The organism is Actinophytocola sp. (assembly GCF_050699935.1).
GTDB lineage: Bacteria > Actinomycetota > Actinomycetes > Mycobacteriales > Pseudonocardiaceae > Actinophytocola.
Genome location: NZ_JBOHGB010000039.1, coordinates 1 through 21,476, shown reverse-complemented (window position 1 = coordinate 21,476; position 21,476 = coordinate 1). Strand labels below are relative to the sequence as shown.

23 protein-coding genes and 1 pseudogene are annotated in these 21,476 nt (G+C 71.6%); 9 read left to right on the top strand and 15 right to left on the bottom strand.

What is annotated here, in order from left to right:
• Position 1 precedes the first annotated feature (1 nt).
• Positions 2–1,252: a diaminobutyrate--2-oxoglutarate transaminase gene (ectB, locus tag ACRDTB_RS15370; protein WP_431430951.1), complete on the bottom strand. Its 1,251-nt coding sequence runs from the start codon at positions 1,250–1,252 to the stop codon at positions 2–4.
• A 77-nt stretch (positions 1,253–1,329) separates the two neighbouring features.
• Positions 1,330–1,887: a diaminobutyrate acetyltransferase gene (ectA, locus tag ACRDTB_RS15365; RefSeq protein WP_431430950.1), complete on the bottom strand. Its 558-nt coding sequence runs from the start codon at positions 1,885–1,887 to the stop codon at positions 1,330–1,332.
• A gap of 143 nt (positions 1,888–2,030) precedes the next feature.
• Between ectA and ACRDTB_RS15360 the strand changes: the two genes are divergently transcribed.
• The gene (locus tag ACRDTB_RS15360; RefSeq protein ID WP_431430949.1) at positions 2,031–2,681 is read left to right on the top strand and encodes a response regulator; all 651 of its coding nucleotides are present in this window, start codon (positions 2,031–2,033) and stop codon (positions 2,679–2,681) included.
• Positions 2,682–2,872: 191 nt separating this feature from the next.
• On the opposite strand, the gene ACRDTB_RS15355 is transcribed toward ACRDTB_RS15360, so the two are convergent.
• The gene (locus tag ACRDTB_RS15355) at positions 2,873–4,603 is read right to left on the bottom strand and encodes a GAF domain-containing protein (protein WP_431430948.1); all 1,731 of its coding nucleotides are present in this window, start codon (positions 4,601–4,603) and stop codon (positions 2,873–2,875) included.
• A gap of 203 nt (positions 4,604–4,806) precedes the next feature.
• Between ACRDTB_RS15355 and ACRDTB_RS15350 the strand changes: the two genes are divergently transcribed.
• The 3 genes from ACRDTB_RS15350 to ACRDTB_RS15340 all read left to right on the top strand — a co-directional run bounded on the left by ACRDTB_RS15350 (position 4,807) and on the right by ACRDTB_RS15340 (position 7,597).
• A complete protein-coding gene (locus ACRDTB_RS15350; protein ID WP_431430947.1) occupies positions 4,807–5,604 on the top strand; it encodes a hypothetical protein in 798 nt (265 codons plus the stop codon).
• Positions 5,605–5,713: 109 nt separating this feature from the next.
• The gene (locus tag ACRDTB_RS15345) at positions 5,714–6,121 is read left to right on the top strand and encodes a pyridoxamine 5'-phosphate oxidase family protein (RefSeq protein WP_431430946.1); all 408 of its coding nucleotides are present in this window, start codon (positions 5,714–5,716) and stop codon (positions 6,119–6,121) included.
• Positions 6,122–6,160: 39 nt separating this feature from the next.
• Complete coding sequence (locus ACRDTB_RS15340; protein ID WP_431430945.1) at positions 6,161–7,597, top strand: alpha-amylase; 1,437 nt, start codon at positions 6,161–6,163, stop codon at positions 7,595–7,597.
• Between the two features lie 84 nt (positions 7,598–7,681).
• Here the strand turns inward: ACRDTB_RS15340 and ACRDTB_RS15335 are convergent, their stop codons facing one another.
• Positions 7,682–8,233: a TetR/AcrR family transcriptional regulator gene (locus ACRDTB_RS15335; RefSeq protein WP_431430944.1), complete on the bottom strand. Its 552-nt coding sequence runs from the start codon at positions 8,231–8,233 to the stop codon at positions 7,682–7,684.
• A gap of 69 nt (positions 8,234–8,302) precedes the next feature.
• Between ACRDTB_RS15335 and ACRDTB_RS15330 the strand changes: the two genes are divergently transcribed.
• Both ACRDTB_RS15330 and ACRDTB_RS15325 read left to right on the top strand, forming a co-directional pair.
• Complete coding sequence (locus ACRDTB_RS15330) at positions 8,303–8,461, top strand: hypothetical protein (RefSeq protein WP_431430943.1); 159 nt, start codon at positions 8,303–8,305, stop codon at positions 8,459–8,461.
• Positions 8,458–8,709 (top strand): nuclear transport factor 2 family protein, encoded by a 252-nt coding sequence (locus ACRDTB_RS15325; RefSeq protein ID WP_431430942.1) that lies wholly within the window; start codon positions 8,458–8,460, stop codon positions 8,707–8,709. Before ACRDTB_RS15330 ends, ACRDTB_RS15325 begins: the two co-directional genes overlap by 4 nt.
• Positions 8,710–8,917: 208 nt before the next feature.
• Here the strand turns inward: ACRDTB_RS15325 and ACRDTB_RS15320 are convergent, their stop codons facing one another.
• Together ACRDTB_RS15320 and ACRDTB_RS15315 are read right to left on the bottom strand one after the other, a co-directional pair.
• A complete protein-coding gene (locus ACRDTB_RS15320) occupies positions 8,918–9,532 on the bottom strand; it encodes a 2-keto-4-pentenoate hydratase (protein WP_431430941.1) in 615 nt (204 codons plus the stop codon).
• Entirely contained in the window at positions 9,529–9,735 is a 207-nt protein-coding gene (locus ACRDTB_RS15315; RefSeq protein WP_431430940.1) for a hypothetical protein, read from the bottom strand. The genes ACRDTB_RS15320 and ACRDTB_RS15315 overlap by 4 nt, the downstream gene beginning before the upstream one ends.
• A gap of 246 nt (positions 9,736–9,981) precedes the next feature.
• On the opposite strand from ACRDTB_RS15315, the gene ACRDTB_RS15310 reads away from it, so the two are divergent.
• Positions 9,982–10,965 carry an aldo/keto reductase gene (locus ACRDTB_RS15310; protein WP_431430939.1) on the top strand — a complete coding sequence of 328 codons (984 nt, stop codon included), beginning with the start codon at positions 9,982–9,984 and terminating at the stop codon, positions 10,963–10,965.
• A gap of 280 nt (positions 10,966–11,245) precedes the next feature.
• On the opposite strand, the gene ACRDTB_RS15305 is transcribed toward ACRDTB_RS15310, so the two are convergent.
• Positions 11,246–11,683, bottom strand: coding sequence for an RpiB/LacA/LacB family sugar-phosphate isomerase (locus ACRDTB_RS15305; RefSeq protein WP_431430938.1), 438 nt, complete (start codon positions 11,681–11,683; stop codon positions 11,246–11,248).
• A 2-nt stretch (positions 11,684–11,685) separates the two neighbouring features.
• Positions 11,686–12,183: an N-acetyltransferase family protein gene (locus tag ACRDTB_RS15300; protein ID WP_431430937.1), complete on the bottom strand. Its 498-nt coding sequence runs from the start codon at positions 12,181–12,183 to the stop codon at positions 11,686–11,688.
• A 109-nt stretch (positions 12,184–12,292) separates the two neighbouring features.
• Here ACRDTB_RS15300 and ACRDTB_RS15295 point away from each other — a divergent pair, with 109 nt between their 5' ends.
• Positions 12,293–12,736: an SSI family serine proteinase inhibitor gene (locus ACRDTB_RS15295; protein WP_431430936.1), complete on the top strand. Its 444-nt coding sequence runs from the start codon at positions 12,293–12,295 to the stop codon at positions 12,734–12,736.
• Positions 12,737–12,745: 9 nt separating this feature from the next.
• Here ACRDTB_RS15295 and ACRDTB_RS15290 read toward each other — a convergent pair whose 3' ends face one another.
• Positions 12,746–13,966, bottom strand: coding sequence for an AMP-binding protein (locus ACRDTB_RS15290; protein ID WP_431430935.1), 1,221 nt, complete (start codon positions 13,964–13,966; stop codon positions 12,746–12,748).
• Between the two features lie 76 nt (positions 13,967–14,042).
• Positions 14,043–14,534, bottom strand: a complete 492-nt coding sequence (locus tag ACRDTB_RS15285; RefSeq protein ID WP_431430934.1) for a metallophosphoesterase family protein — start codon at positions 14,532–14,534, stop codon at positions 14,043–14,045.
• A gap of 41 nt (positions 14,535–14,575) precedes the next feature.
• On the opposite strand from ACRDTB_RS15285, the gene ACRDTB_RS15280 reads away from it, so the two are divergent.
• Entirely contained in the window at positions 14,576–14,908 is a 333-nt protein-coding gene (locus ACRDTB_RS15280) for an ArsR/SmtB family transcription factor (RefSeq protein WP_431430932.1), read from the top strand.
• Between the two features lie 39 nt (positions 14,909–14,947).
• On the opposite strand, the gene ACRDTB_RS15275 is transcribed toward ACRDTB_RS15280, so the two are convergent.
• The 5 genes and pseudogenes from ACRDTB_RS15275 to ACRDTB_RS15255 form a co-directional block, all read right to left on the bottom strand.
• The gene (locus ACRDTB_RS15275; protein WP_431430984.1) at positions 14,948–15,589 is read right to left on the bottom strand and encodes a hypothetical protein; all 642 of its coding nucleotides are present in this window, start codon (positions 15,587–15,589) and stop codon (positions 14,948–14,950) included.
• Positions 15,590–15,954: 365 nt separating this feature from the next.
• Positions 15,955–16,537 (bottom strand): annotated as a pseudogene (locus tag ACRDTB_RS15270) (RNA polymerase sigma factor); the annotation flags it as partial.
• A gap of 56 nt (positions 16,538–16,593) precedes the next feature.
• On the bottom strand, positions 16,594–19,134 hold the full coding sequence (gene otsB, locus ACRDTB_RS15265) for a trehalose-phosphatase (RefSeq protein ID WP_431430931.1): 2,541 nt from the start codon (positions 19,132–19,134) through the stop codon (positions 16,594–16,596).
• Between the two features lie 160 nt (positions 19,135–19,294).
• Positions 19,295–20,776, bottom strand: coding sequence for an alpha,alpha-trehalose-phosphate synthase (UDP-forming) (locus ACRDTB_RS15260; protein ID WP_431430930.1), 1,482 nt, complete (start codon positions 20,774–20,776; stop codon positions 19,295–19,297).
• Between the two features lie 150 nt (positions 20,777–20,926).
• On the bottom strand, positions 20,927–21,476 hold a 550-nt coding region (locus ACRDTB_RS15255), incomplete at its 5' end, for a threonine/serine exporter family protein (protein ID WP_431430929.1).

Sequence of the window (21,476 nt, the reverse complement as noted above, 5' to 3'; positions counted from 1 at the left end):
CTCAGGCGCAGACTTCGTTCACGGCGGCGACGAGCCGGTCGAGCCCGTCACCCAGCTCTTCGTCGGTCACGGTGAGCGGCGGCATGACCTTGGCGACCTCGCCCTCGGGGCCGGAGGTCTCCATCAGCAGGCCACGGTCGAACGCGGCGCGGCAGACCGTCGACGCGAGCTCGCCGGTCTCGAACGACAGACCCCGGGCAAGCCCTCGGCCCTTGGCGCGCATCGGCGTGCCCGGCAACGCCTCGACGAGCCCGTTCAGCACGCGGTCGACCTGCTCGCCCTTCGCGAGCGTGCTCTTCTCGAGCTTGTCGTCGCTCCAGTACGTGCGCAGCGCCTCTGTCGAGGCGACGAACGCGGGGTTGATGCCACGGAACGTGCCGTTGTGCTCGCCGGGCTCCCAGATGTCGAGGTCCGGGCGGAACAGCGTGAGCGCGAGCGGCAGGCCGTAGCCGCCGATCGACTTGGACAGGCACACGATGTCCGGGGTGATGCCGGCGGACTCGAAGCTGAAGAACGGGCCGGTACGCCCGCAGCCCATCTGCACGTCGTCGACGATCAGCAGTATGTCGTGGCGCTTGCACAGGGCGGCGAGGCCGCGCAGCCACTCGTCGCGCGCGACGTTGACGCCGCCCTCGCCCTGCACCGTCTCGACGATCACCGCGGCCGGCTCGTTGAGCCCCGAGCCGCTGTCCTCGAGCAGCCGCTCGAACCAGAGGAAGTCCTCGACCTTGCCGTCGAGGTAGTTGTCGTAGGGCATCGGGGTGGCGTGCACGAGCGGGATGCCGGCGCCGCCGCGCTTCATCGAGTTGCCGGTGACCGACAGCGCGCCCAGCGTCATGCCGTGGAACGCGTTCGTGAAGTTGATGATCGACTCGCGGCCGGTGACCTTGCGGGCGAGCTTGAGCGCCGCCTCGACCGCGTTCGCCCCGGCCGGCCCGGGGAACATGATCTTGTAGTCCAGCCGGCGCGGCTGTAGGACGACCTCGGTGAAAGTCTCGAGGAAGTCACGCTTGGCGACCGTCTGCATGTCCAGGGCGTGCGTGACGCCGTCGCGCTGCAGGTAGTCGATCAAGGCCTGCTTCAGCACGGGGTTGTTGTGGCCGTAGTTGAGCGCTCCCGCTCCGGCGAAGAAGTCGAGGTAGGGCTCGCCGTCCTCCCGGTACAGCCACGAACCGACGGCGCGGTCGAACACGACCGGCCAAGATCGGCAGTAGCTGCGGACCTCCGACTCGAGCGTCTCGAAAACGTTCACGTTTCTCCTCAAACGCAGGGACATATGATGGATGCGCTTTCGGCGCGTGATCAGACGTCCATTTAGCGGAATGGTGACTAGGCGGACACTGATCTGATGCCCGGCGCATTGACGAACGGTCCGATGCGGAAGCGCAGCTCGGACTCGTGCTCGTCCGGGAACTCAGCCGCGTCGAACACACCGGCCCGGTCCATGCTCGCCCCCCAGCGCTGCGCCAGCGAGGCGAACATGGCGTTGGAGGCGGAGTTGTCAGCCGTGATCGTGGTCTCCATGTACCGCACGCCGTCGTCGGCGAGGCGGGTCACCAGCGCATCCAACAGCGCACCGGCCGTGCCCCGGCCGCGCTGGGAGCGATCCACCGCGATCTGCCACACCACGACCGTGTCGAGTGCGGTGGGTCTGCGGTAGCCGATCACGAATCCGACGACGTCATCGCCCACCCGGGCGACGAGCGATGTGTCGGCGAAATCGTGGCACCACATGAGGTACGCGTAGGAAGAGTTCAGATCGAGCTTTCCGGAATCGCGAGCGATTCGCCAGATTGCCCTTCCATCCTTTGTGGACGGCTTGTTGATCTCTCGTCCCGACGGCCTCCGTATGTCACCGTTGGCACGGTTGGCGTGCTTTCCGGACATATCAAAGGAACGTAACAGAGAATTTTCCCGCGCTCAGAAGGGGCAGGTCAGAGAGGGCGGATCACCTGCGGGTTCGGAATATACCCTGTGACAACCCTCGCAGGATTGTTGCGATCACAACAACAAACATGGTATATAGCCGAGTGGCCATTAGGATCTTCCTCGTTGACGATCATGAAATCGTCCGGCGCGGGATCGCGGACCTCTTCGAGGACCATTCGGACCTCCAGATCGTCGGCGAGGCGGCATCGGTCGCCGAAGCCACCGCACGGATCCCGGCGAGTGGTGCCGACGTGGCCGTCCTCGACGTGCGCATGCCCGACGGCAACGGCGTGGAGCTGTGCCGTGACCTGCGCTCGCAGCTGCCCGAGCTGCGCTGCCTCATCCTCACCTCGTACTCCGACGACGAGGCACTGCTCAACGCGATCATGGCCGGCGCATCCGGATTCGTGCTGAAGGAGGTCCTCGGCAACGACCTGATCAGCGCGATCCGCCGGGTCGGCGCGGGCGGCTCGCTGCTCGACGGCCGGACGACGGAGGCGCTGATGAAGCGCCTGCGCCGCGGCCGCGACGGAGACGGCCCACTCGCGGACCTCACCGACCAGGAGCGGGCGGTGTTCGACCTGATCGGCGAGGGCATGACGAACCGCCAGATCGCCGAGCGCCTGTTCCTCGCGGAGAAGACGGTCAAGAACTACGTGTCGCACCTGCTCGCGAAGCTGGGTATGCAGCGCCGTACCCAGGCCGCGGTCCTGGCCGCGGAGCTCAAGTCCCGCCGGCCACCCGACTCCTGACAGGACTTGTCCACAACCGACGAGGTTGTCCACAGCCGACCGCGCCCATCCCCGTTTGTCAGCGTGCGCCGGTAGGCTGGCACGTGAGGGTGGCCCCCGGGACAGGGTGGGGCTTTCGTTTCTTGCGTTCCGCACGCGCGTGCGCGCGGGGGAGGTTGTGGCCCAGGTCCATCGGGGGTGGTGGGCTTGGTTTACTCGGGTGGTAGGGGGACTCGCCAGGTCAGGTGGGTGCCGCTTTCCGGAGCCGGCGTCACCGCCAGTGAGCCGCCGAACTTGGCCGCGCGGCGCTCGATGTTCAGCAGGCCCGAGCGGGCGGCGTCTGGCCGCACGCCGACGCCGTCGTCCACCACCTCGATCACCAGGTCCGTGTCCGCGTCGACGGCGACCACGATCGAGCCCGCGTGCGAGTGCCGCACCGCGTTGCTCACCGCCTCCCGCAGCGCCGCCGTCGCGTGTGTCGCCAGCTCCTCGCCGACCAGCGTGTCGACCGCACCCGAGATCCGCACCGACGGCGACACCTCGGTACCCGCCGAGAGCTCGTCGATGACGTCCAGCAGCTGGCGGCGCAGGCTCGCCTGCGAGTCCGAGCCCGCCGTCTGCAGGTCGAAGATCGACGTACGGATCTCGCGCACCGTCTCGTCCAGCTGCTCGACCGCCCGCGTCACCCGCCCGCGCACCTGCGGGTCGACGATCCGGCGCACCGTCCCCTGCAGACTCATCCCGGTCGCGAACAGCCGCTGGATCACGTGATCGTGCAGGTCACCGGCGATCCGGTCGCGGTCGGCGAGCACGTCGAGCTGCCGCTGCGCCCGATGCTTCTCCGCCAGCTCCAGCGCGAACGCGACCTGGTCGGCGAACGACGCGAGCAGCGGCACCCCGTTACGCACGTACTGTGGCGCCCCCTTCTCGCGCATCGCGAGCAGCACGCCGCGCACCACGTTCCCGGCGCCGAACGCGACCACGACCGCCGGACCGAAGTCGCCGCCGGCCGGGGCCCAGCCGTCGGGCGCCACGTGCGCCAGGTTCGGAACGATCTCCGACGTCCGGCTGCGGAACACGCCCGCCACCACCGGCTCGGCCGCGTTGATCCGCACACCCGTCAGCTCGGCGCCGCGCTCCCCCGCGCCGGCCCGGACCATCACGTGACCGGTCAGGTCCGCGAGCAGGATCAGCGCACAGTCCGATTGGGACAGTACGCGGGCCTTCTCGGCGATCATGTCCAGCGCGTCCTGGCTCGACGCGCCACCGAGCAGCAGCGCGTTGACCTCGCGCGACGCCTCCAGCCACCGCTCGCGCATCCGCGACTCTTCGAACAGCCGCGCGTTCTCCACCGCGACACCGGCCGCGGCGGCGAGGCCCTGCAGCACGACCTCGTCGTCGGACGTGAACTCGCCGGCGCCGCGCTTCTCGGTCAGGTAGAGGTTCCCGAAGATCTCGCCCCGGACACGGATCGGCGCGCCCAGGAAGCTGCGCATCGGCGGATGGTTGGGCGGGAAGCCGACCGACGCCGGGTGCTCGGTGAGGTCGGCGACCCGGATCGGATACGGGTGCTCGATCAGCACACCCAGCAGACCGCGGCCCTCCGGCAGGTCGCCCATCACCGACCTGGTCTCCTCGTCCACGCCGATGTGCACGAACTCGGCTAGCCGCTCCCGCTCGTCGGAGCCGAGCACCCCGAGCGCGCCGTAGCGGGCGTCCACGAGCTCGACCGCGGTCCGCACGATCCGGTTCAGCGTGCCCTCGAGCTCGAGGCCGGCGCCGACCGCCACGACGGCGTCGAGCAGGCCCTGCAGGCGGTCCCGGGTGCGGACGATCTCGGCCAGCCGGTTCTGCAGGTCGCCCAACAGACCATCGAGGATCAACCCGTCCGGCTGCGCGTCCGCGCGCTCGCGGGCTGACGATCGAACCTGCTGGTCCGGCATGGCGACCCCGACAGTCCAGGGAAGGTAACGACGGAGCCGGCCCTTTCGAAAAGGCCGACTCCCGGCAATCCACCTATCGGCGAATATCAACGCAGCGTTACGAAGACTACGGAACGTGTCCGAGTGGGCCGGCCGGCGTCGCGCTGCGAACCCGTCCGCGGTCGCTCATCCTGGTGTACGACGCCATTTCGGGGGTGGTGACCATGAGCCGGCGCCGCGGATCCGCGCTGCCGATCGTGCTGGTGATCCTCGTCGTCATCGCGGCCGGGACCGTGCTCGCGATCCGGGTGTTCGGCGACGAGCCGCGGGCGAGGAGGGCCGCCGCGAACCAGTCGGCGCCGTCCCACCCGCCGTCGACCACGGCCCCGCCGACCACCTCGACCACGCCCGCGGACCAGGCCGAGCCGCCGCTCTGGCCGTTCCGCACGCTCGAGGAGGCGAGACGCTGGCAGGTCGAGCAGGCGCCGGCCGGCCACTCGCCCTGGCACGCCGACGCCGAGGCCACCGCGCTCGCCTTCACCACCGGCTACCTCGGGTTCACGGACGTGGACACCGTGGTGCGCAGCGAGATCGAGGCGACCGAGGCGCTCGTCAAGGTCGGCTACCAGGGCGAGAGCGGCCGGCCGGCGCCCGCGGCCACGCTTGCACTGGTCCGCTTCGGCGACGGGCCGCAGGCGCCGTGGGAGGTCGTCGGCACGGTCGACGACACGATGTCGATCACCGAGCCCGCACCGGGCGTGGAGGTCACCTCGCCGGTGCGCGTCGGCGGGCTGATCAGCGGGGTGGACGAGAGCATCCGCGTGCAGATGCGGGACCCGGCCGCACAGCGGCCGGTCGGCGAGGCGTGCTGCCTGCCGGCCGGCGGCGAGAACAGCCCGTGGTCGACGCCGGTGACCTACCGCGGTGCGAGCGGTGCGGTGCTCACGATCGTGGCATCCACCGGCGGGCACATCGCCGATGTGGAACGCTTCGCGGTCATCGGTGTACGGCCCGCGACGTAACGCCAGGGTCGAAGGTCACGACTGGCACGATGTACTTGTGCCCTGGTGCGGGCCCCCTTCCCCGCTCATGCTCTAGCGATCCCGGGGAACGGAAAAGGGAGGTGACCGGTTGCGCGGCCAGCCGCTCACGATGGCGGAGCTGTCGCGTCCGGAGTCCCTGCGGCTGCTGGACCAGGTGCCGATCGGGCGGATCGTGTACACCGTCCGCGCGCTGCCGGCGATCGTGCCGGTGAGCCACCTGGTCGACAACGGCATGGTCGTGGTGCGCACGCACGTCGGCGCCGAGTGCGCCGGCTCCGTCGTGGCCTACCAGGCCGACGAGCTCGTGCTCGGCCAGAGCGCGGTGAGCTGGACCGTGACGGTCACGGGTGTGGCCCGGCGGGTGCTCGACCCGGAGGAGATCGCCGCGTACGAGGCGCGGCTGACGCCGCTGGTCGCGGCCGAGGGCGTGGAGACGATCCGGATCTACCCGGAGATCGTCACCGGGTACCGGCTGGTCGCCGATACCGCCGTTTGACGGTTACGGCAGGCGTTTGCGTCGCGTTACGTTCCAACCATGCGTCGTCACGCCATGGCCGCTCTCGGGGCGGTCGCCGCCATCGTGGCCACCGTGCTCACCACGTCGTCCCCGTCCGCCGCACCCGTGCCGCGGGCGGCGCCGGCGACCGACGTGATCGTGCACCTTTTCCAGTGGCCGTGGGATTCCGTGGCCTCGGAGTGCCAGAACGTGCTGGGGCCCAAGGGCTTCGCGGCGGTGCAGGTGTCGCCACCACAGGAACACGTTGTGGTGCAAGGATTTCCGTGGTGGCAGGACTACCAGCCGGTGAGCTACCAGCTCGACACGCGGCGGGGCGACCGGGCGGCGTTCGCGTCGATGGTGCAGACGTGCCACTCGGCGGGCGTGAAGATCTACGTCGACGCGGTCGTCAACCACATGGCGGGCGGCGCGTCCAGCGGGCCCGGCAGCGGCGGGTCGACGTACTCGCACTACGCCTACCCGGCGGTGCCCTACGGCGAGGGCGACTTCCACCACTGCGGCCGCAACGGCAACGACGACATCGTGAACTGGGGCGACCGGTGGGAGGTGCAGAACTGCGAGCTCGTGGACCTGTCCGATCTGGAGACCGAGGCGCAGTATGTGCGCGACAAGCTCGCCGCGTACCTGAACGACCTGATCTCGCTCGGCGTGGACGGTTTCCGGGTCGACGCGGCGAAGCACATGCCAGCCGGTGACCTGTCGGCGTTGCACGGCATGCTGAACGGGGACCCGTACATCTACCAGGAGGTCATCGAGGGCGGCCCGGGCGAGATCAGCCCGACCGAGTACGTCGGCGTCGGCAACGTGACCGAGTTCCGGTACGGCGACGTCGTGAGCGCCGCGTTCCGCGACGGCAACCTGCCACGGGCCGCGTCGGTGGCCGACTCGATGCTGCTGGCGAGCGACGACGCCGTCGCGTTCGTCGACAACCACGACACCCAACGCAACGGCCGTCCGGTTCTGTCCTATAAGGATGGTTCGACCTACGCCCTCGCCGAGGCGTTCATGCTGGCCTGGCCGTGGGGTCACGCGAAGGTCATGTCGAGCTTCTCCTTCGGCGCCACGGACCAGGGCCCGCCCGCAGACGCCTCCGGCCGGACCTCCCCGGTGTCGTGCGGCAACGGCTGGGAGTGCGAGCACCGCTGGCGGACGACGGCGAACCTGGTCGGGTTCCGCAACGAGGTGTGGGGCACCGACGTGACGAACTGGTGGACCAACGGCGGCGATCAGCTGGCGTTTGGCCGTGGGGACAAGGGTTTCGTGGTGTTCAACCGTTCGGGCGGACCGCTGTCGCAGGCGTTCCAGACGAGCCTTCCGGCGGGCACGTACTGCGACGTGGCCCAGGGCGACCCGGGCGCGTCGTGCCCGACCGTCCAGGTCGGCGCGGACGGCCGCTTCACCGCGACCGTGGGCGCGAACAGCATGCTGGCACTGCACACGGGCGCTCGCTCGTAGCGGTTGTCCACAGGCCCACGCCACACGACCGAAACCGTCGGCCCCCCGCGTAGGCTGGTGATCGGGGGCCGGAGGCCACCCGCCCTACGGCCGCAGCCCCGTGAAGATCACCTCCAGCGTCCGCCGCCGTAGGTCGGCGGTCCAGTCGCCCTGCAGAGCGCCCTGCGCGGCGGCCGTGAGCAGTGCCATGACCTCGTCGAGCCGGACCTCCGCGCGAACCGCCCCGGCCCGCTGGGCCCGCTCGAGCAGGACGCCGATCGCGTCGCGCAACGTGCTGACCGGGTCCGCCACGCCGACCTCGACGCCGCGGCGCGCGAGGAGTTCGACCACCGCCCGCTTCGCCGCCGCCTGCTCGACGACCCGGGTGAAGAAGTCGAAGAGCGCCGTCGCCGGGTCGCCGTCGGCCAGCTCGGTGACCTCCCTGGTGAGGCGGGCGAGCAGATCCTTCACGATCGCCGACAGCAGGTTCCGCTTGGTCGGGAAGTGCCGGAACACGGTGCCGATCGCGACCCCGGCGCGCGCGGCGACGTCCTCCGTGGACGCCGCGGCCCCCCGGCTGACGAACACCTCCTCGGCGGCGGCGAGGATCCGTTCGCGGTTGCGCCGGGCGTCGGCCCGCAGCGGCTTGCTTGACAAAGTGAGTCTCCACTCATGATGCTTAACGTGAGCGCTCACTCATCTTAAGCGAACGAGCTGGAGTGATCGATGACGACCGAGGTGATCAAGGAGATCGAGGACTACTTTCTGGGCCGCGCGGACAGCGAGCCGTGGGCGCCGGACGTGGTGGTGGAGGTGCCGTTCGCCCGCCCCGGCCAACCGCGGCGGTTCGAGGGGCGGCGGAGTTCCTGGCCGCGACGCGCGTGAGCCGGGAGTCGCTGCCGGTGCGCTTCGAGACGTTCCGGGTGACGGCCGCGCACAGGACGGCGGACCCGGAGGTGACGGTGCTGGAGTACGAGCTGGGCGGCACGGTGCTGACGACCGGCCGGCGGGCATCGGCCCCGTTCATCGCGGTGATGCGCGTGCGCGACGGGCTGATCGTGCACTGGCGCGAATACCAGGACACCCAAGCGATAACCGACGCCCTGACCCAACCCCCCATCCCGAGCACGTGAACCTGACCCACAACAACCCCCGCGCGCACGCACGCGCGTGCGGAACGCGAGTACCGAAAGCCCCACCCTGTCCCGGGGGCCACCCTCACGTGCCAGCCTACCGGCGCCCGCCGACAAACTGGGGTGGGCGCGGTCGGCTGTGGACAGCTCGGCCGGTTGTGGACAACCCGGCCACTCCCGGGCGATGTCCGAAGTGGACGACCAGGGTCTAGTCGACGATGTGGACGGTGATCGAGCCCAAGCGGTCGAACCCGGCGACGTACGTCTCGCCCGCGGCCATGGGGACGGCCGAGTGCAGGGCGCCGGTCATGATCAGCTGGCCCGGTTCCAGCGCGACGCCGCTATCCCCGAGCGTGTCGGCCAGCCACGCGACCACGTCGACCGGGTCGCCGAGCGCGGCCGCGCCGGCGCCCGTGTCCACCAGCTCTCCGTTGCGGCTCAACACCATCCCGACGAGCCGCGTGTCCACATCGGACAAGGAGACGAGTCGATTGGACCGGGCCACCGCGCCGCTGGACGCCAGGTCGGCGACGGTGTCGGCCAGCTTGATCCGCCAGTCGACGATCCGCCAGTCGACGATGCGCGAGTCGACGATCTCCACGGACGCGCCCACCCCGGCGACCGCGGCGCGCGCGTCGGCGGCGGTCACGCCGGGCCCCCGCAACCGCGAGCCCATCACGAACACGATCCCCGCCTCGATCTTGGGCTGGATGAACGCTCCGGCCGAGATCTCCGTACCGTCGGGGTACACAGTGGACTCGAACACCAGGGCGAAGTCCGGCGAGTCCACGCCGAACATCCGTTGCATCGGCTTCGACGTCAACCCGACCTTGTGCCCACGATCCGGTCGCCGTCCGCCAGCAGCAGCCGCACCAGCTCCTGCTGGATCAGGTAACCCTCGTCCGCGCCGGGCGTGGGTTCCGCGTCGGTGAACGGCGGGACGGGGACACCGGTACGGCGTGCCTCGTGGAGCCGCGTCGCCTTCGCCTGGGATCCACCGGAACCTCCCGCTCGCCGGGTGCCCACCGCATCGTCGTCGGCGGCGTGAGGTAGAGCAAGTGCCGGCCCGGGACGCGTCGAACACGCCCGTGGACACCAGACTGTTGATTGCCAGCGAGTCGAGCAGCGGCATCGCGAGCCACCACCGCCGCTCCGACAGCGTCCGCGCCGATAGCGCCGGCAGGCCGCCCGCAAACGAGCACGTACCCCGGCGGCGGGTGAGCTGCTCGGCAATGCGGTGCGGCTGCGTGATCGTCCCGGTATAAACGGCACGTGAAGTACGTGCGGCTGGGCAGGTCCGGGCTGAAGGTGTCGCCGATCTGCCTCGGGATGATGAGCTACGGCGACCCGCGGCGGCGGGCATGGTTCCTCACCGAGGAACAGGGCGAACCGATCGTGAAACGCGCGGTCGAGGCCGGGGTCAACTTCTTCGACACGGCGGACATGTACTCGAACGGCCTCACCGAGGAGATCACCGGCCGCCTGCTCGGCCGCCTGTTGCCCAACCGTGACGACTACGTCCTCGCGACGAAGGTCTACTTCCCGACGGGCCCGGGTCCGAACGACAGCGGGCTGTCCCGCAAGCACGTGATGTCGGCGATCGACGGCTCGCTGCGCCGGCTGGGCACGGACGACGTGGACATGTACCAGATCCACCGGTGGGAGGTGGACACGCCGGTCGAGGAGATCATGCAGGCGCTGCACGAGGTGGTGCGGTCCGGCAAGGCCCGCTACCTCGGCGCGTCGACGATGCCGGCGTGGCGTTTCGCGAAGGCGCAGTACACGGCGCGGGCGCACGGGTGGACACCGTTCGTGTCGATGCAGAACTACTACAACCTGCTGTACCGCGAGGAGGAGCGGGAGATGATCCCGCTGTGCGTGGACGAGGGTGTCGGGTTGGTGCCGTGGAGCCCACTCGCGCGCGGGATGCTGGCCGGCAACCGTGAACGCGGCGGCGTGCGGAGCACGACTCGGGCCGGCAGCGACCAACTCGCCGAGGAGCTGTACACCGATGACGACTTCGACGTCGTCGACGCGGTGCGTGCGGTGGCGGCGGAGCGCGGGGTGCCCACGGCGCGGGTCTCGCTGGCGTGGCTGCTGGGCGACCCGGCGGTGGCGGCCCCGATCATCGGCGCGACGAAGCCGCATCACGTCGACGACGCGGTCGCGGCCACGGAGCTGAACCTGGACGAGGCGGAACGGGCGAGGCTCGAGGCCCCGTACCGGCCGCACGCCGTGACACCGGCCATGGGCTGACCCGGCGCTCACCCCGGCCGTGGCCTCCGGCCCCCCGAATCCCAGCGTACCGACGACCACCGACGATTCCGGCCGGCGCAACGAAATCTGTGGACAGCCGCGCGCACTGTGGACAAACGCGAGGGGGTCCCCTGCTTTCCACGCTACCGGTGATCACTGACAGAACCGAGCGCGCGAGGGCTCGGCCTGTGGACAACCCCGGACACGCGGGGCCCCCCGCGTTCCAGTCTATTCGTGACCACTGACAGAAATCGGTGGCGCTGCGGCGGGCTGTGGACGGCTACTGGATGTCGTCGACGTGGCGGATGTTGGCCACGTCGGTGTCGTCGTCGCTGGGGGTGCCGGCGAACCAGCCGTCCAGGATCTCCGCCAGAAGTGGTGCGCTGGTCAGCCGCAACGACAACGCCAGGACATTGGCGTCGTTCCACCGGCGGGCGCCGCGTGCGGTCTCCGCGTCGGCGCACAGGGCCGCGCGCACGCCGGGCACCTTGTTCGCCGCCATCGACGCTCCCGTGCCGGTCCAGCACGCGACGATCGCCTGCTCGGCCCTGCCCTCGGCGACGTCGCGGGCCGCCGCCTCGCTCGCCCACGCCCAGTCGTCCCGTTCGGCGTCGTTCAGGGCACCGTGCGGGACCGGGTCGTGGCCCCGGCTTCGCAGCTCCGCCACGATCGTCTCGGCCACGCCCACCCGCTCGTCCGCGGCAACCGAAATCCTCATGCCTACAGTCTCCGATACATGATGTGCAGCCCCACGAAGCCCTTCGTGGGATGCTCGAACCCCTCGGGCAGGGTCGCCACCACGTCGAACCCCAGGGACCGCCACAGGGCGACCGCGCGGGTGTTGGTCTCCACGACCGCGTTGAACTGCATCGCCCGGTAGCCGTCCGCGCGCGCCAGGTCCAGCACATACTCGCCGAGCGCGCGGCCCACCCCGCGACCGCTGTGCGCCGGCGCGACCATGAAGCTCGCGTTCGCGATGTGCGACGCCGGGCCCATGTGGTTCGGGCCCAGCTTCGCGGTGCCGAGGACCGTGTCGCCGTCCGTGTCGCCGTCCACCGCGACCACGGTCCGCCACGGCGGCGTCGGCATCCACAGCTCGCGGGCACGCTCTTCGGTGACGTCCGGGTCCCACGTATAGGTGTCCCCGGCGGCGACGATCTCCCGCAGGAACGGCCAGATCCGCACCCAATCCTCGCTGGCGACCCCACGAATCCGCATGCCACAAGCATGTCACGCTCCGCCAGCCGTTTTCGCGTACCGCGACACGATCGGGCGTTACCGATCAGTCGGTCTGCCGTTCCGAGAACCGGAGGTCCACTGTGGAGGCATGACTTCGTACCGGCTCGGCGGCGCGCTGCTGGCCGCCGCGACCCTGCTGTCGACGATCCTCACCGGCACCGCCACCGGCACGCCGACCCACGCGCCGACCCACACCCCGACCGGCGCCGCGACCGCCGACCAACATCCGGAGTCCAGGCTGTACCTCACGGTGCGCGCCTCGGCGGGCGCGAGCAGCACCGTGCGCCTGGACTGCCGGCCCGCGGGCGGCTCGCACCCCGAACCACTGCGCGCCTGTGTCGCCGTGGCCGCCGCGGACGGCGACTTCGACCACCTACCGGGCCCGCCGGACGTGCTGGCCTGCACGCTCGAGTACCGGCCGGTCGTCGCCGTCGCGCGGGGCATATGGCGCGGTGACCTGGTGCGCTGGCGCCACGAGTTCTCCAACCCGTGCACGCTGCACTCCGAGACCGGCGTGGTGTTCGACTTCTAGCCGCGACTCCTAGGCGGCCGCGAGCGCATCGGTGACGTGCAGGCCGCCGTCGTGCACGAACCCGACGTCACCGGTGCGCAGGAAGTTGTCCGTGGAGCCGCGTAACCGCGCGCAGAACGTGCGCTCGCTCGCGCCCGGCCGGCCGAGGTAGCCGGCCGCCACGTTCGGGCCGGCGACCCAAATCTCCCCCGCCGTGCCGTCCGGGCAGCGGGTCGCGGTCAGCGGGTCCACGATCACCACCTCCAGCTCGTCCGCGGGCCGCCCGCGGTCGAGCACCGGCGTGCCCTCCGCACGCGGCCGGGCCAGCCGGCCGGGCGCGAGCGTGTCCGCGTCGAACGACCTGACGACCGGGCCGCGGCGGCCCGCGACCAGCGCCGTGGCCTCGGGCAGCCAGTAGCAGGAGAAGAACGACGAGCGGCGGAAGCCGTTGCGCGCGAACCGATCCGTGAAAGCGTCCATCGTCGACGTGCTGCCGTCGGTGAACGCGACGTCCCATGTGGACAGGTCGACTTCGTCGAGGCCGCCGGTGACCGCGGCCTGCGCGAAGTCCCGCTCGGAGCCGCCGCTGACCCGCGCGCGCCGGTCGGAGATCGCCCGCAGCCAGTCGGCCGCGCCCGCGCGCGGCGACAGCAACGTGGCGCGGCTGCCGGCCAGGATCGGGTGCAGCACACCGGTCAGCAGGTCCCGGTGCTCGGCGAGGCGGCTCACGACCCCGGCGTCCGGCCCGGCACCGAAGCACCGGCCGGTCTGCCGCGTGCCCGCGACGAGGTTGCCGTGCGACACCATCACCGCGTGCTCGCCCGCGTAGTGCAGCAACGCGAGCGAGTCCGGCCCGAGGTCCGGCCGGCGCCAGTCGTCCGGCGCGGCCGCCAGCTCCTCGATGGACAGCGTGGCCACGCCCGGCAGCACGGTGTCCGGCGGCACGATCGCGGCCGCCGGGTCGGCGTCCTCGAGCACGGCGGCCAGGTCGCGGTCCGGCCGCGGCACCGCGACCGCCCCGGCGTACCAGCAGCCGAACAGTGCCGCCACGTAGTCCAGGTCGCGCGGCAGCAGGACGAGGATCCGGTGCCCCGACAGGCCGTGCGCGGTGAGCGACGCGCCGATCGAGCGCGCGCGGGCGTCCAGCTCCGGGTGGCCGAGGAACACGCTCCCGGAACCGTCGACGTACTCGAAGGCCGGGCCGGGCGCCGCGGCCCGCTCCCGCAGCACGTCGACGAACGTCGGTCCCATGTCCGCACCTCCTGGTCGAGTCGAGAACCGCTCGACCATGACATCGCGCGCGACTCGAAACCCCCTCGAGACCGGCTCAGGTCACCTCGACGATCCGCGCGGACACCAGCTCGCCGCCGGCGACGTCGAGCACGCCGACCGTGCCGTGCGGCTGGCGGCGGCGGTCGGTCGGCGAACCGGGGTTGAAGATCCGCACGCCGTCGCCGGTCTCGTCGAGCGGGATGTGCGAGTGGCCGAACACCACGAGGTCGGCGTCGGGAAAGCGGCGGCGCATCCGGGCCGTGCGCCCGATCCTGTGCCCGCTGTCGTGGATCATCGCGACCCGCAGGCCGTCGAGCTCCAGCGACAGCGCCTCCGGCGCGCCCCACGTCACCACGTCCGGCCCGTCGTTGTTGCCGGCCACCACGTGCACCGGCGCGTACTCGGCCAGCTCGTCGAGCACGGACGGCACGCACACGTCACCGGCGTGCAGGATCACGTCGGCGCCGCGCAGCTCCTCGTCCACGCGCGGTGGGCAGGACCGCCACCGGCGCGGCGCGTGCGTGTCGGCGAGGGCGACGACTCGCACAGTACCCTCCTTATATAAGACAAGACTGTTATTCTGGTGGGATGCACGCCTTCGACGTCCTCGGCGACCCGGTTCGCCGACGCATCCTGGAGCTGCTCGCCGGCGGCGAACGGGCGGCGGGCGAGGTCTCGGCGGTCGTGCAGGAGGAGTTCGGCATCACCCAGCCCGCGGTCTCCCAGCACCTGAAGGTACTCCGGGAGAACGGGTTCGCCCGGGTCCGCGCCGAGGGAACGCGGCGGCTCTACGCGGTGGACCCGGCGCCGCTGCGCGAGGCCGACCGGTGGCTCGACCACTTCCGCCGCTTCTGGACCCCGCACCTGGACGCGCTGGCCACCGAGGTCGCCCGCGGCAAGAAGCAGCGCCGGCGGACATGAGAGGGCCCGCACGCGCGTGCGGGCCTCTACGCGACCGGCTCAACCGGCCGGCGTCTCCCCCATGCCGTCCACGATCGCGATGTCGACGGCGGAGTAGTCGAACACGGTCCCCGCCTCGACCCCGTTCCGGGGGGCCACCAGGACATTGCGCTCGCCGATGTACCGGCCGGTCTTCGGGTCGATGATCACGTCGAGCCGTACCCGGCCGTCGGAGACACCGAACGCCGTGCCCTCGCGGCCGTCGACGTTGGCGAACTGCTCGGTCACCTCGACGGTGGGGAGCTTCGCCAGCATCCGGTACACCGTCGCCCGCAGGTCGGCGGGCACCAGCCCGGTGCCCAGGAACTCGCTGGCGGTCAACATCACCAGCAGGTCGGGCGTGTGCTTCGTGGCTCCCTCGAACCTCTCGCGGATCAGGGCCAGGAGCTTGTCGGGGTCACGCGGCAGCGACGCCATGAACTCCTGGTTCGGCGATCCCCAGTCGGGGATCCTGCCGCACGGCTCGCGGCCGTCCTCCACGGCGAACCAGTCACCGCACGGTGCGCGCCACACGCCCTCGGGCCACGTGACGTCGCCGACGACGCCGTCGGCGCGAGCCTGCGCCTCGGTGCCCCGCAACCACTTGCGCTTGCCGGTCTCGCCACGGCGCCACGTCCACACCCGCTTCTCGTCCGCCGGCACCCAGGTCTCCAGGAGGGTCTCCGCCTGCCAGGTGTAGCACTCGGGTGGCTCGACATGGCGACCGGCTGCCGCTCGCGCGGACCGTCCCCGGCGGGCCCCGATGCCGAACGGGCCACCAGGACGCCCGCCGCGACGGTGCTGGCCGCGGTGGCCCAGCGCCGCCAACGCCTGGGCGCGGTCCGCGCCGCGGCGGGGACGACCGGCTCGGCTCCGTCTCCCGCACCCGCCGCGACCAGGTCCGCGCGGGCCTTCGCCAGCCTCTCGGCATCAGTGTCCACATCGGAGCGCAAGGTCGCCAGGGCGTGGTCCAGCTGCTCGTCGGACCACATCTCGCGCACGTTCCCCTCAGGCATCGTCGGCCTCCTCTCGGCCCTCGGTGTGGCGGGGGCGCTGGCGCGCAACCATTTCCGCACCCGGTGCAGTCGTGATCGGACCGTTCCGGCGGGGATGGCGAGCGCGTCGGCGACCTCGATCTGGCTCAAGCCGGCCCAGCAGGTCAGCAGCAGCACATCTCTGTCTCCCTCGGACAGTTGGGCCAGCGCACCGGCGTGGCGGGCGGCCAGCACCGCGGCGTCCACCCGGTCCGCGACCCGGCTGTCGTGGTTCGCGGTTCGGTCGGACGTGCGGCCGGCACTGCGCGCGATCGCCCCGCAGATCGCGGTTCTCCTGGCGCACGTGCCTGCGCGGCAGGTTGGTGGCGATCCCGTAGAGCCACGAGCGCACCTCGCCGCGGCGGGGGTCGTAGGCGTGCCGCTGGTTGAGGGCCACCAGGAAGGTCTCGCTCACCAGGTCGTGCGCGGCGTCGGAGCCCACGCGCCGGGCGAGACAGCGGTGCCGGGGCAGGGCGTGGTCGTCGAACAGCCTGCCGAACTCGACCGCCGGTTCGGGTCCGCCCAGGTCGGGGCGATCCCGCTCCGCCGGTACCTCGTCCAGCGAGTGCTGGGGCATCGTCCTCACATCTTGTGTTGCCCGATGCCCCCGTGCGCGTTCATGCCCGCCTCGCGCTATCCGGACAGCAGCTGCGCGCAGCGGATCAGGCCCAGGTGGGAGTAGGCCTGCGGGTGGTTGCCCAGCGAGCGCTCGGCCACCGGGTCGTACTCCTCCGGCAGCAGCCCCGTCGGGCCGGCGGCGTCGACGATCTGGGCGAACAGGTCCTCCGCCTCGGTGCGGCGACCGGTCAGCAGGTACGCCTCGATCATCCACGCCGCGCACAGGTGGAAGCCGCCCTCGTTGCCGGGCAGGCCGTCGTCGCGGTGGTAGCGGTAGACCGTGGAGCCGCTGCGCAGCTCGGCCTCGGTGGCGGTGACCGTGGCGTGGAAGCGCTCGTCGCCCGGGTCCAGCAGGCCGACCATCCCGATCAGCAGGGTCGCCGCGTCCAGGTCGGTGTCGTCGTAGGCCGTGGTGAACGAGCGGACCTCCTCGTTCCAGCCGTTCGTGAGGACGTCCGCGGCGATCCGGTCGCGCAGGCCCGGCCAGCTCGGCTCGATGTCGCGGCCGTACGCCTCCGCGAGCCGCACCGCGTGGTCGATCGTCAGCCAGCACATGACCTTCGAGTACACGTGGTGGCGTGGCCGGTGCCGCTCCTCCCAGATGCCGTGGTCGGGCTCGTGCCAGCGCCGCGAGACCGCCTCGGCCATCGCGCAGACCATCCGCCAGTCGTCGTCGGTGAGCTTGCCGCGGGCCTCGGACAGCGCCGCCACGAGGTCCGCGACCGGGCCGAAGACGTCCAGCTGCACCTGCTGGTTGGCGAGGTTGCCGACCCGCACCGGGCGCGAGCCGGCGTAGCCGGGCAGCGTGTCGATCACGGCCTCGGCGGGCAGCGTCGTGCCGGCGATCGTGTACAGCGGGTGCAGCAGCTCCGGACCGGGCAGCGTCGCGAGCACGCCGTGCAGCCAGCGCAGGAAGCCCTCGGCCTCGGCGGTCGAGCCGACCGACACGAGCGCCTTGGCGGTCATCGCGCCGTCGCGCAGCCAGCAGTAGCGGTAGTCCCAGTTGCGGATGCCGCCGAGCTCCTCGGGCAGCGACGTGGTGGCCGCCGCCATGATCGCGCCGGTCTCCGAGTGGCACAGGCCGCGCAGGGTCAGTGCCGAGCGCGCCACCAGGTCCTTCTCCACCGGTGGCAGCGTCAGGCTGTCCAGCCACTCGGTCCAGTACACCGCCGACCGCGCGGCCCGCTCGCGCTCCGGCACCCGGTGCGGGTCGAGGTCGTTGGTCCCGCAGCGCAGCTCCAGCACGACCGGCGCCTCGGACGTGGGCGTGACGACGGCGCGGGCGGTGTCGTGCATGCCGTCGGAGGTGATCTCCCAGGCGACACCGGGGGCGCGCAGCGCGACCGGGTCGGAGGTGCCGAGCACGCGCAGGCCGGCGCTGTCACCACTGTCGGACGGGATCAGCCGGACCTGTACCTGGGCGAACTCCGGCCGGGGCGCGAACTCGACGACCGCCGGCGCCGTGCCGGACACGACCCGGACGAGGTCCGTGCGGTGGCCGAAGGAGTAGTGGTCGAGGTAGTCCGTGACCAACAGGCCCGACCAGCGGGTCTCGACGGTCATCGTGCCCGGCAGGTAGCGCTGGCCCAGCGGCAGCCCGTCGCGCTCGGGCATGATCGAGAAGTGGCCGGCGCCGGGGCCGCCGAGCAGGTCGGCGAACACCGCGGCGGAGTCGGGCTCGGGGTGGCACAGCCAGGTGAGCCGCGCGTCCGGGGTCAGCAACGCCACCGACCGCTCGCTCGCGAGCATGGTCAGCCGCTCGATCGGCGGGGCCTGCTCGCCGTAGAGCCAGTTGCGCCGCTCCTCCAAGAGGAACGCGAGCACCATGCCGACCTCGGCCGGGTCGGCGATGTGGAACCCGGCGAGGGTCTCGCCCGGCCCGACCCGGACGCCCAGGTCGGGGCCGGACAGCCGGGCGAACGCCTTCTCGTCGGTGACGTCGTCGCCCAGGAACACCGCGGCGGTGGCGCCGACCTGGTGGCGCAGCACGTCCAGCGCGCGGCCCTTGTCGGTCTGCACCACGGCGAGCTCGATGACCTGCTTGCCCTCGGTCACCTGCACGCCCTCCCACGAGCACGGCCCGGACCGGATGGTGGCCTGGACGCGCTCGGAGTCCTCGGGGCGCGCGCGCCGGGTGTGCATGGCGATGCTGGCCGGCTTGACCTCGAGGTACACGCCCTCGACGTCGGCGGTCAGCCGCTCGAGCTCGGTCTCGAGGCGACGGTGGAGCCGGCGGGCGTGGTCGTCGAGCGCGTGCACGAAGCCGATGTCGAACTCCGAGCCGTGGCTGCCGACCAGGTGCACCTCGGACGGCAGGCGGGACAGCGTCGCGAGGTCGCGCAGGGCCCGGCCGGAGATCACCGCGGTCGTGGTCTCGTGCAGGCCGGCGAGCGAGCGCAGCGCGCCCACCGACTCGGTCATCGGCCGGGCCCGCTCGGGGTCCGGCACGATCGGCGCCAGCGTGCCGTCGTAGTCGCAGGCGACCAGCAGGCGGGGTGTGCGGGCGATCTGCACGATCGCGCGCCGCAGGTCCGCGGGAAGGGCCTCAGCGGTCATGGCGCGGACCTCGTGCCCGCGCGCAGGGGTTCAACGATCACTGTCGTTCGACTCTCTCGCGAAGGGTGGGGGTGCACTCGCTCGTGTCTCAGCCTGGCACACGGCGGCAGAGCCGAACTGTATCGCCCGTCCACGGCCCGGGATCGTGCCCTCGGCAAGATCAGGTGACCGCTTCCTGCGTGGCTGGGTGCAGCGCGTCGAGGAACGAGCGGGCCCACCGGTCGACGTCGTGGGTGAGCACCTGGCGGCGCAGCGCGCGCATCCGCCGCCGGCCCTCGGCCGGGTCGATCGTGAGCGCGGCGTGCATCGCGTTCTTGACCCCGTCGAGGTCGTGCGGGTTGACCAGGAACGCACTGGTCAGCTCCGCCGCGGCGCCCGCGAACTCGCTCAGCACGAGCACGCCGCCGAGGTCGTGGCGGCACGCGACGTACTCCTTGCAGACGAGGTTCATGCCGTCCCGGACCGGGGTGACCAGCATGACGTCGGCCGCGGAGAAGAACGCCACGAGCTCCTCGCGGTCGATGGACTGGTGCAGGTAGTGCACGACGGGCCGGCCGACGCGGGCGAACTCGCCGTTGATGCGGCTCACGACCTGCTCGATCTCGCCGCGCATCCGCTGGTAGTGCTCGACCCGCTCCCGGCTCGGGGTGGCCAGCTGCACCATCGCGACGTCGGCCGGGTCGACCCGGCCCTCGCTGAGCAGCTCCTGCAGCGCGTAGAGGCGCAGGTCGATGCCCTTCGTGTAGTCGAGCCGGTCCACGCCCAGGATGATCTTCTTCGGGTTGCCCAGGTCGGCCCGGATCTGCTTGGCCCGCACCATGCAGTCGCGGCTGCGGGCCATCGTGTCCAGGCCCGACGAGTCGATCGAGATGGGGAACGCGCCGACCCGCACCGAGCGGTCGCCGACCTGGACCACGCCCGGCCGGGTGCGCACGCCGACCGCGCCGCGGCTGGGCTCGAGGCCGATGAGCCGGCGGGCGAGCCACAGGTAGTTCTGCGCGCCGCCGGGGCGGTGGAAGCCGACGAGGTCCGCGCCGAGCAGCCCGCGGATGATCTCCGCGCGCCACGGCAGCTGCATGAACAGCTCGGTCGGGGGGAACGGGATGTGCAGGAAGAAGCCGATGCGCAGGTCCGGTCGCTGGTCGCGGAGCATGGCCGGGACGAGCTGCAGCTGGTAGTCCTGCACCCAGACGATCGCGCCCTCGGCGGCGATCTGGGCGCAGGCCTCGGCGAATCGTCGGTTGACCTTGACGTAGCTGTCCCACCAGCCGCGGTCGAACACCGGGGTCGCCACGACGTCGTGGTAGAGCGGCCACAGGGTGGCGTTGGAGAAGCCCTCGTAGTAGTCGCGCACGTCGTCGGAGGACAGCGTCACCGGGTGCAGCCAGATGCCGTCGTCGGTGAACTTGTCGGCCTCCACGTCGGGCACGCCGGGCCAGCCGACCCAGGCGCCGCTGTGTGAGCGCAGGAACGGCGTGAGCGCGCTGACCAGACCGCCCGGGCTGTGCTTCCACCGCTCGGTGCCGTCGGGTAAGCGCTCCAGGTCAACCGGCAGCCGGTTGGCGACGACGATGAAGTCCGCCCCGCCACTCTCGGGAAGTTCGGTCGATCCGTCGGTCGCGCGGTACGCGCCTGCGCTCATGCCGGGCATGCCTCCCTCGAAACCCGTTCGAACCCCGACATTAGTCACGTTGTGACCGGCATGGGTGATGAGAAGTGCCGGGTCACACAAGGAAGTCCACGGGAGTCGCGGCACGCTCCGTACGCGCGCGAACGCGCTCGCTCGCGGCGTTCAGTCGAGCCGGCGCCGGGTCGGGCGCAGCGGGCCGGCCATGCGGGGCCCGGACAGCCGCCGCTCCAGCCGGCCGAGGCCGTAGCGGACCGGCTGGGCGAGGAACTCCCCCAGCACGACGCCCGACGCGAGCGCGAGCGCCACCGACCCGGCGATCATCAGCGTGGGCAGCCCGCTGATCGAGCGCTCCACGGCGAGCTCGTACAGCGCGCGGTAGGTGGTCAGGCCGGGCAGCAGCGGCACCATGCCGGACACGGCGACGACCAGGGGCGGGATCCGCAGCCGCCGGGAGATCACGCCGCCGGAGAAGCCGATCACGGTGGCGGCGACCGCGGAGGAGGCGATCGGGCCGACCCCGGCCAGCACGAGCGCGCTGTAGCCGCCCGCGCCCGCGCCGCCGGCCACCGCGGCGACCAGCACGGCACGCGGCGTGGCGTAGCTGGCCAGGGCGAAGCAGCCGGCCGCGGCACCGCCGGCCACGGTCTGCAGGGGCAGTCGCAGCACGGACGGGACGTACGGGTCGGCCAGCCCCTGCGCGGGCAGGCCCAGG

Excerpts from the sequence above, each read along its gene's own strand:
- ectA (WP_431430950.1), bottom strand. The coding sequence starts at position 1,887 with ATGTCCGGAAAGCACGCCAACCGTGCCAACGGTGACATACGGAGGCCG.
- ACRDTB_RS15355 (WP_431430948.1), bottom strand. The coding sequence starts at position 4,603 with ATGCCGGACCAGCAGGTTCGATCGTCAGCCCGCGAGCGCGCGGACGCG.
- ACRDTB_RS15350 (WP_431430947.1), top strand. The coding sequence starts at position 4,807 with ATGAGCCGGCGCCGCGGATCCGCGCTGCCGATCGTGCTGGTGATCCTC.
- ACRDTB_RS15340 (WP_431430945.1), top strand. The coding sequence starts at position 6,161 with ATGCGTCGTCACGCCATGGCCGCTCTCGGGGCGGTCGCCGCCATCGTG.
- ACRDTB_RS15330 (WP_431430943.1), top strand. The coding sequence starts at position 8,303 with ATGACGACCGAGGTGATCAAGGAGATCGAGGACTACTTTCTGGGCCGC.
- ACRDTB_RS15305 (WP_431430938.1), bottom strand. The coding sequence starts at position 11,683 with ATGAGGATTTCGGTTGCCGCGGACGAGCGGGTGGGCGTGGCCGAGACG.
- ACRDTB_RS15300 (WP_431430937.1), bottom strand. The coding sequence starts at position 12,183 with ATGCGGATTCGTGGGGTCGCCAGCGAGGATTGGGTGCGGATCTGGCCG.
- ACRDTB_RS15295 (WP_431430936.1), top strand. The coding sequence starts at position 12,293 with ATGACTTCGTACCGGCTCGGCGGCGCGCTGCTGGCCGCCGCGACCCTG.
- ACRDTB_RS15290 (WP_431430935.1), bottom strand. The coding sequence starts at position 13,966 with ATGGGACCGACGTTCGTCGACGTGCTGCGGGAGCGGGCCGCGGCGCCC.
- ACRDTB_RS15280 (WP_431430932.1), top strand. The coding sequence starts at position 14,576 with ATGCACGCCTTCGACGTCCTCGGCGACCCGGTTCGCCGACGCATCCTG.
- otsB (WP_431430931.1), bottom strand. The coding sequence starts at position 19,134 with ATGACCGCTGAGGCCCTTCCCGCGGACCTGCGGCGCGCGATCGTGCAG.
- ACRDTB_RS15260 (WP_431430930.1), bottom strand. The coding sequence starts at position 20,776 with ATGAGCGCAGGCGCGTACCGCGCGACCGACGGATCGACCGAACTTCCC.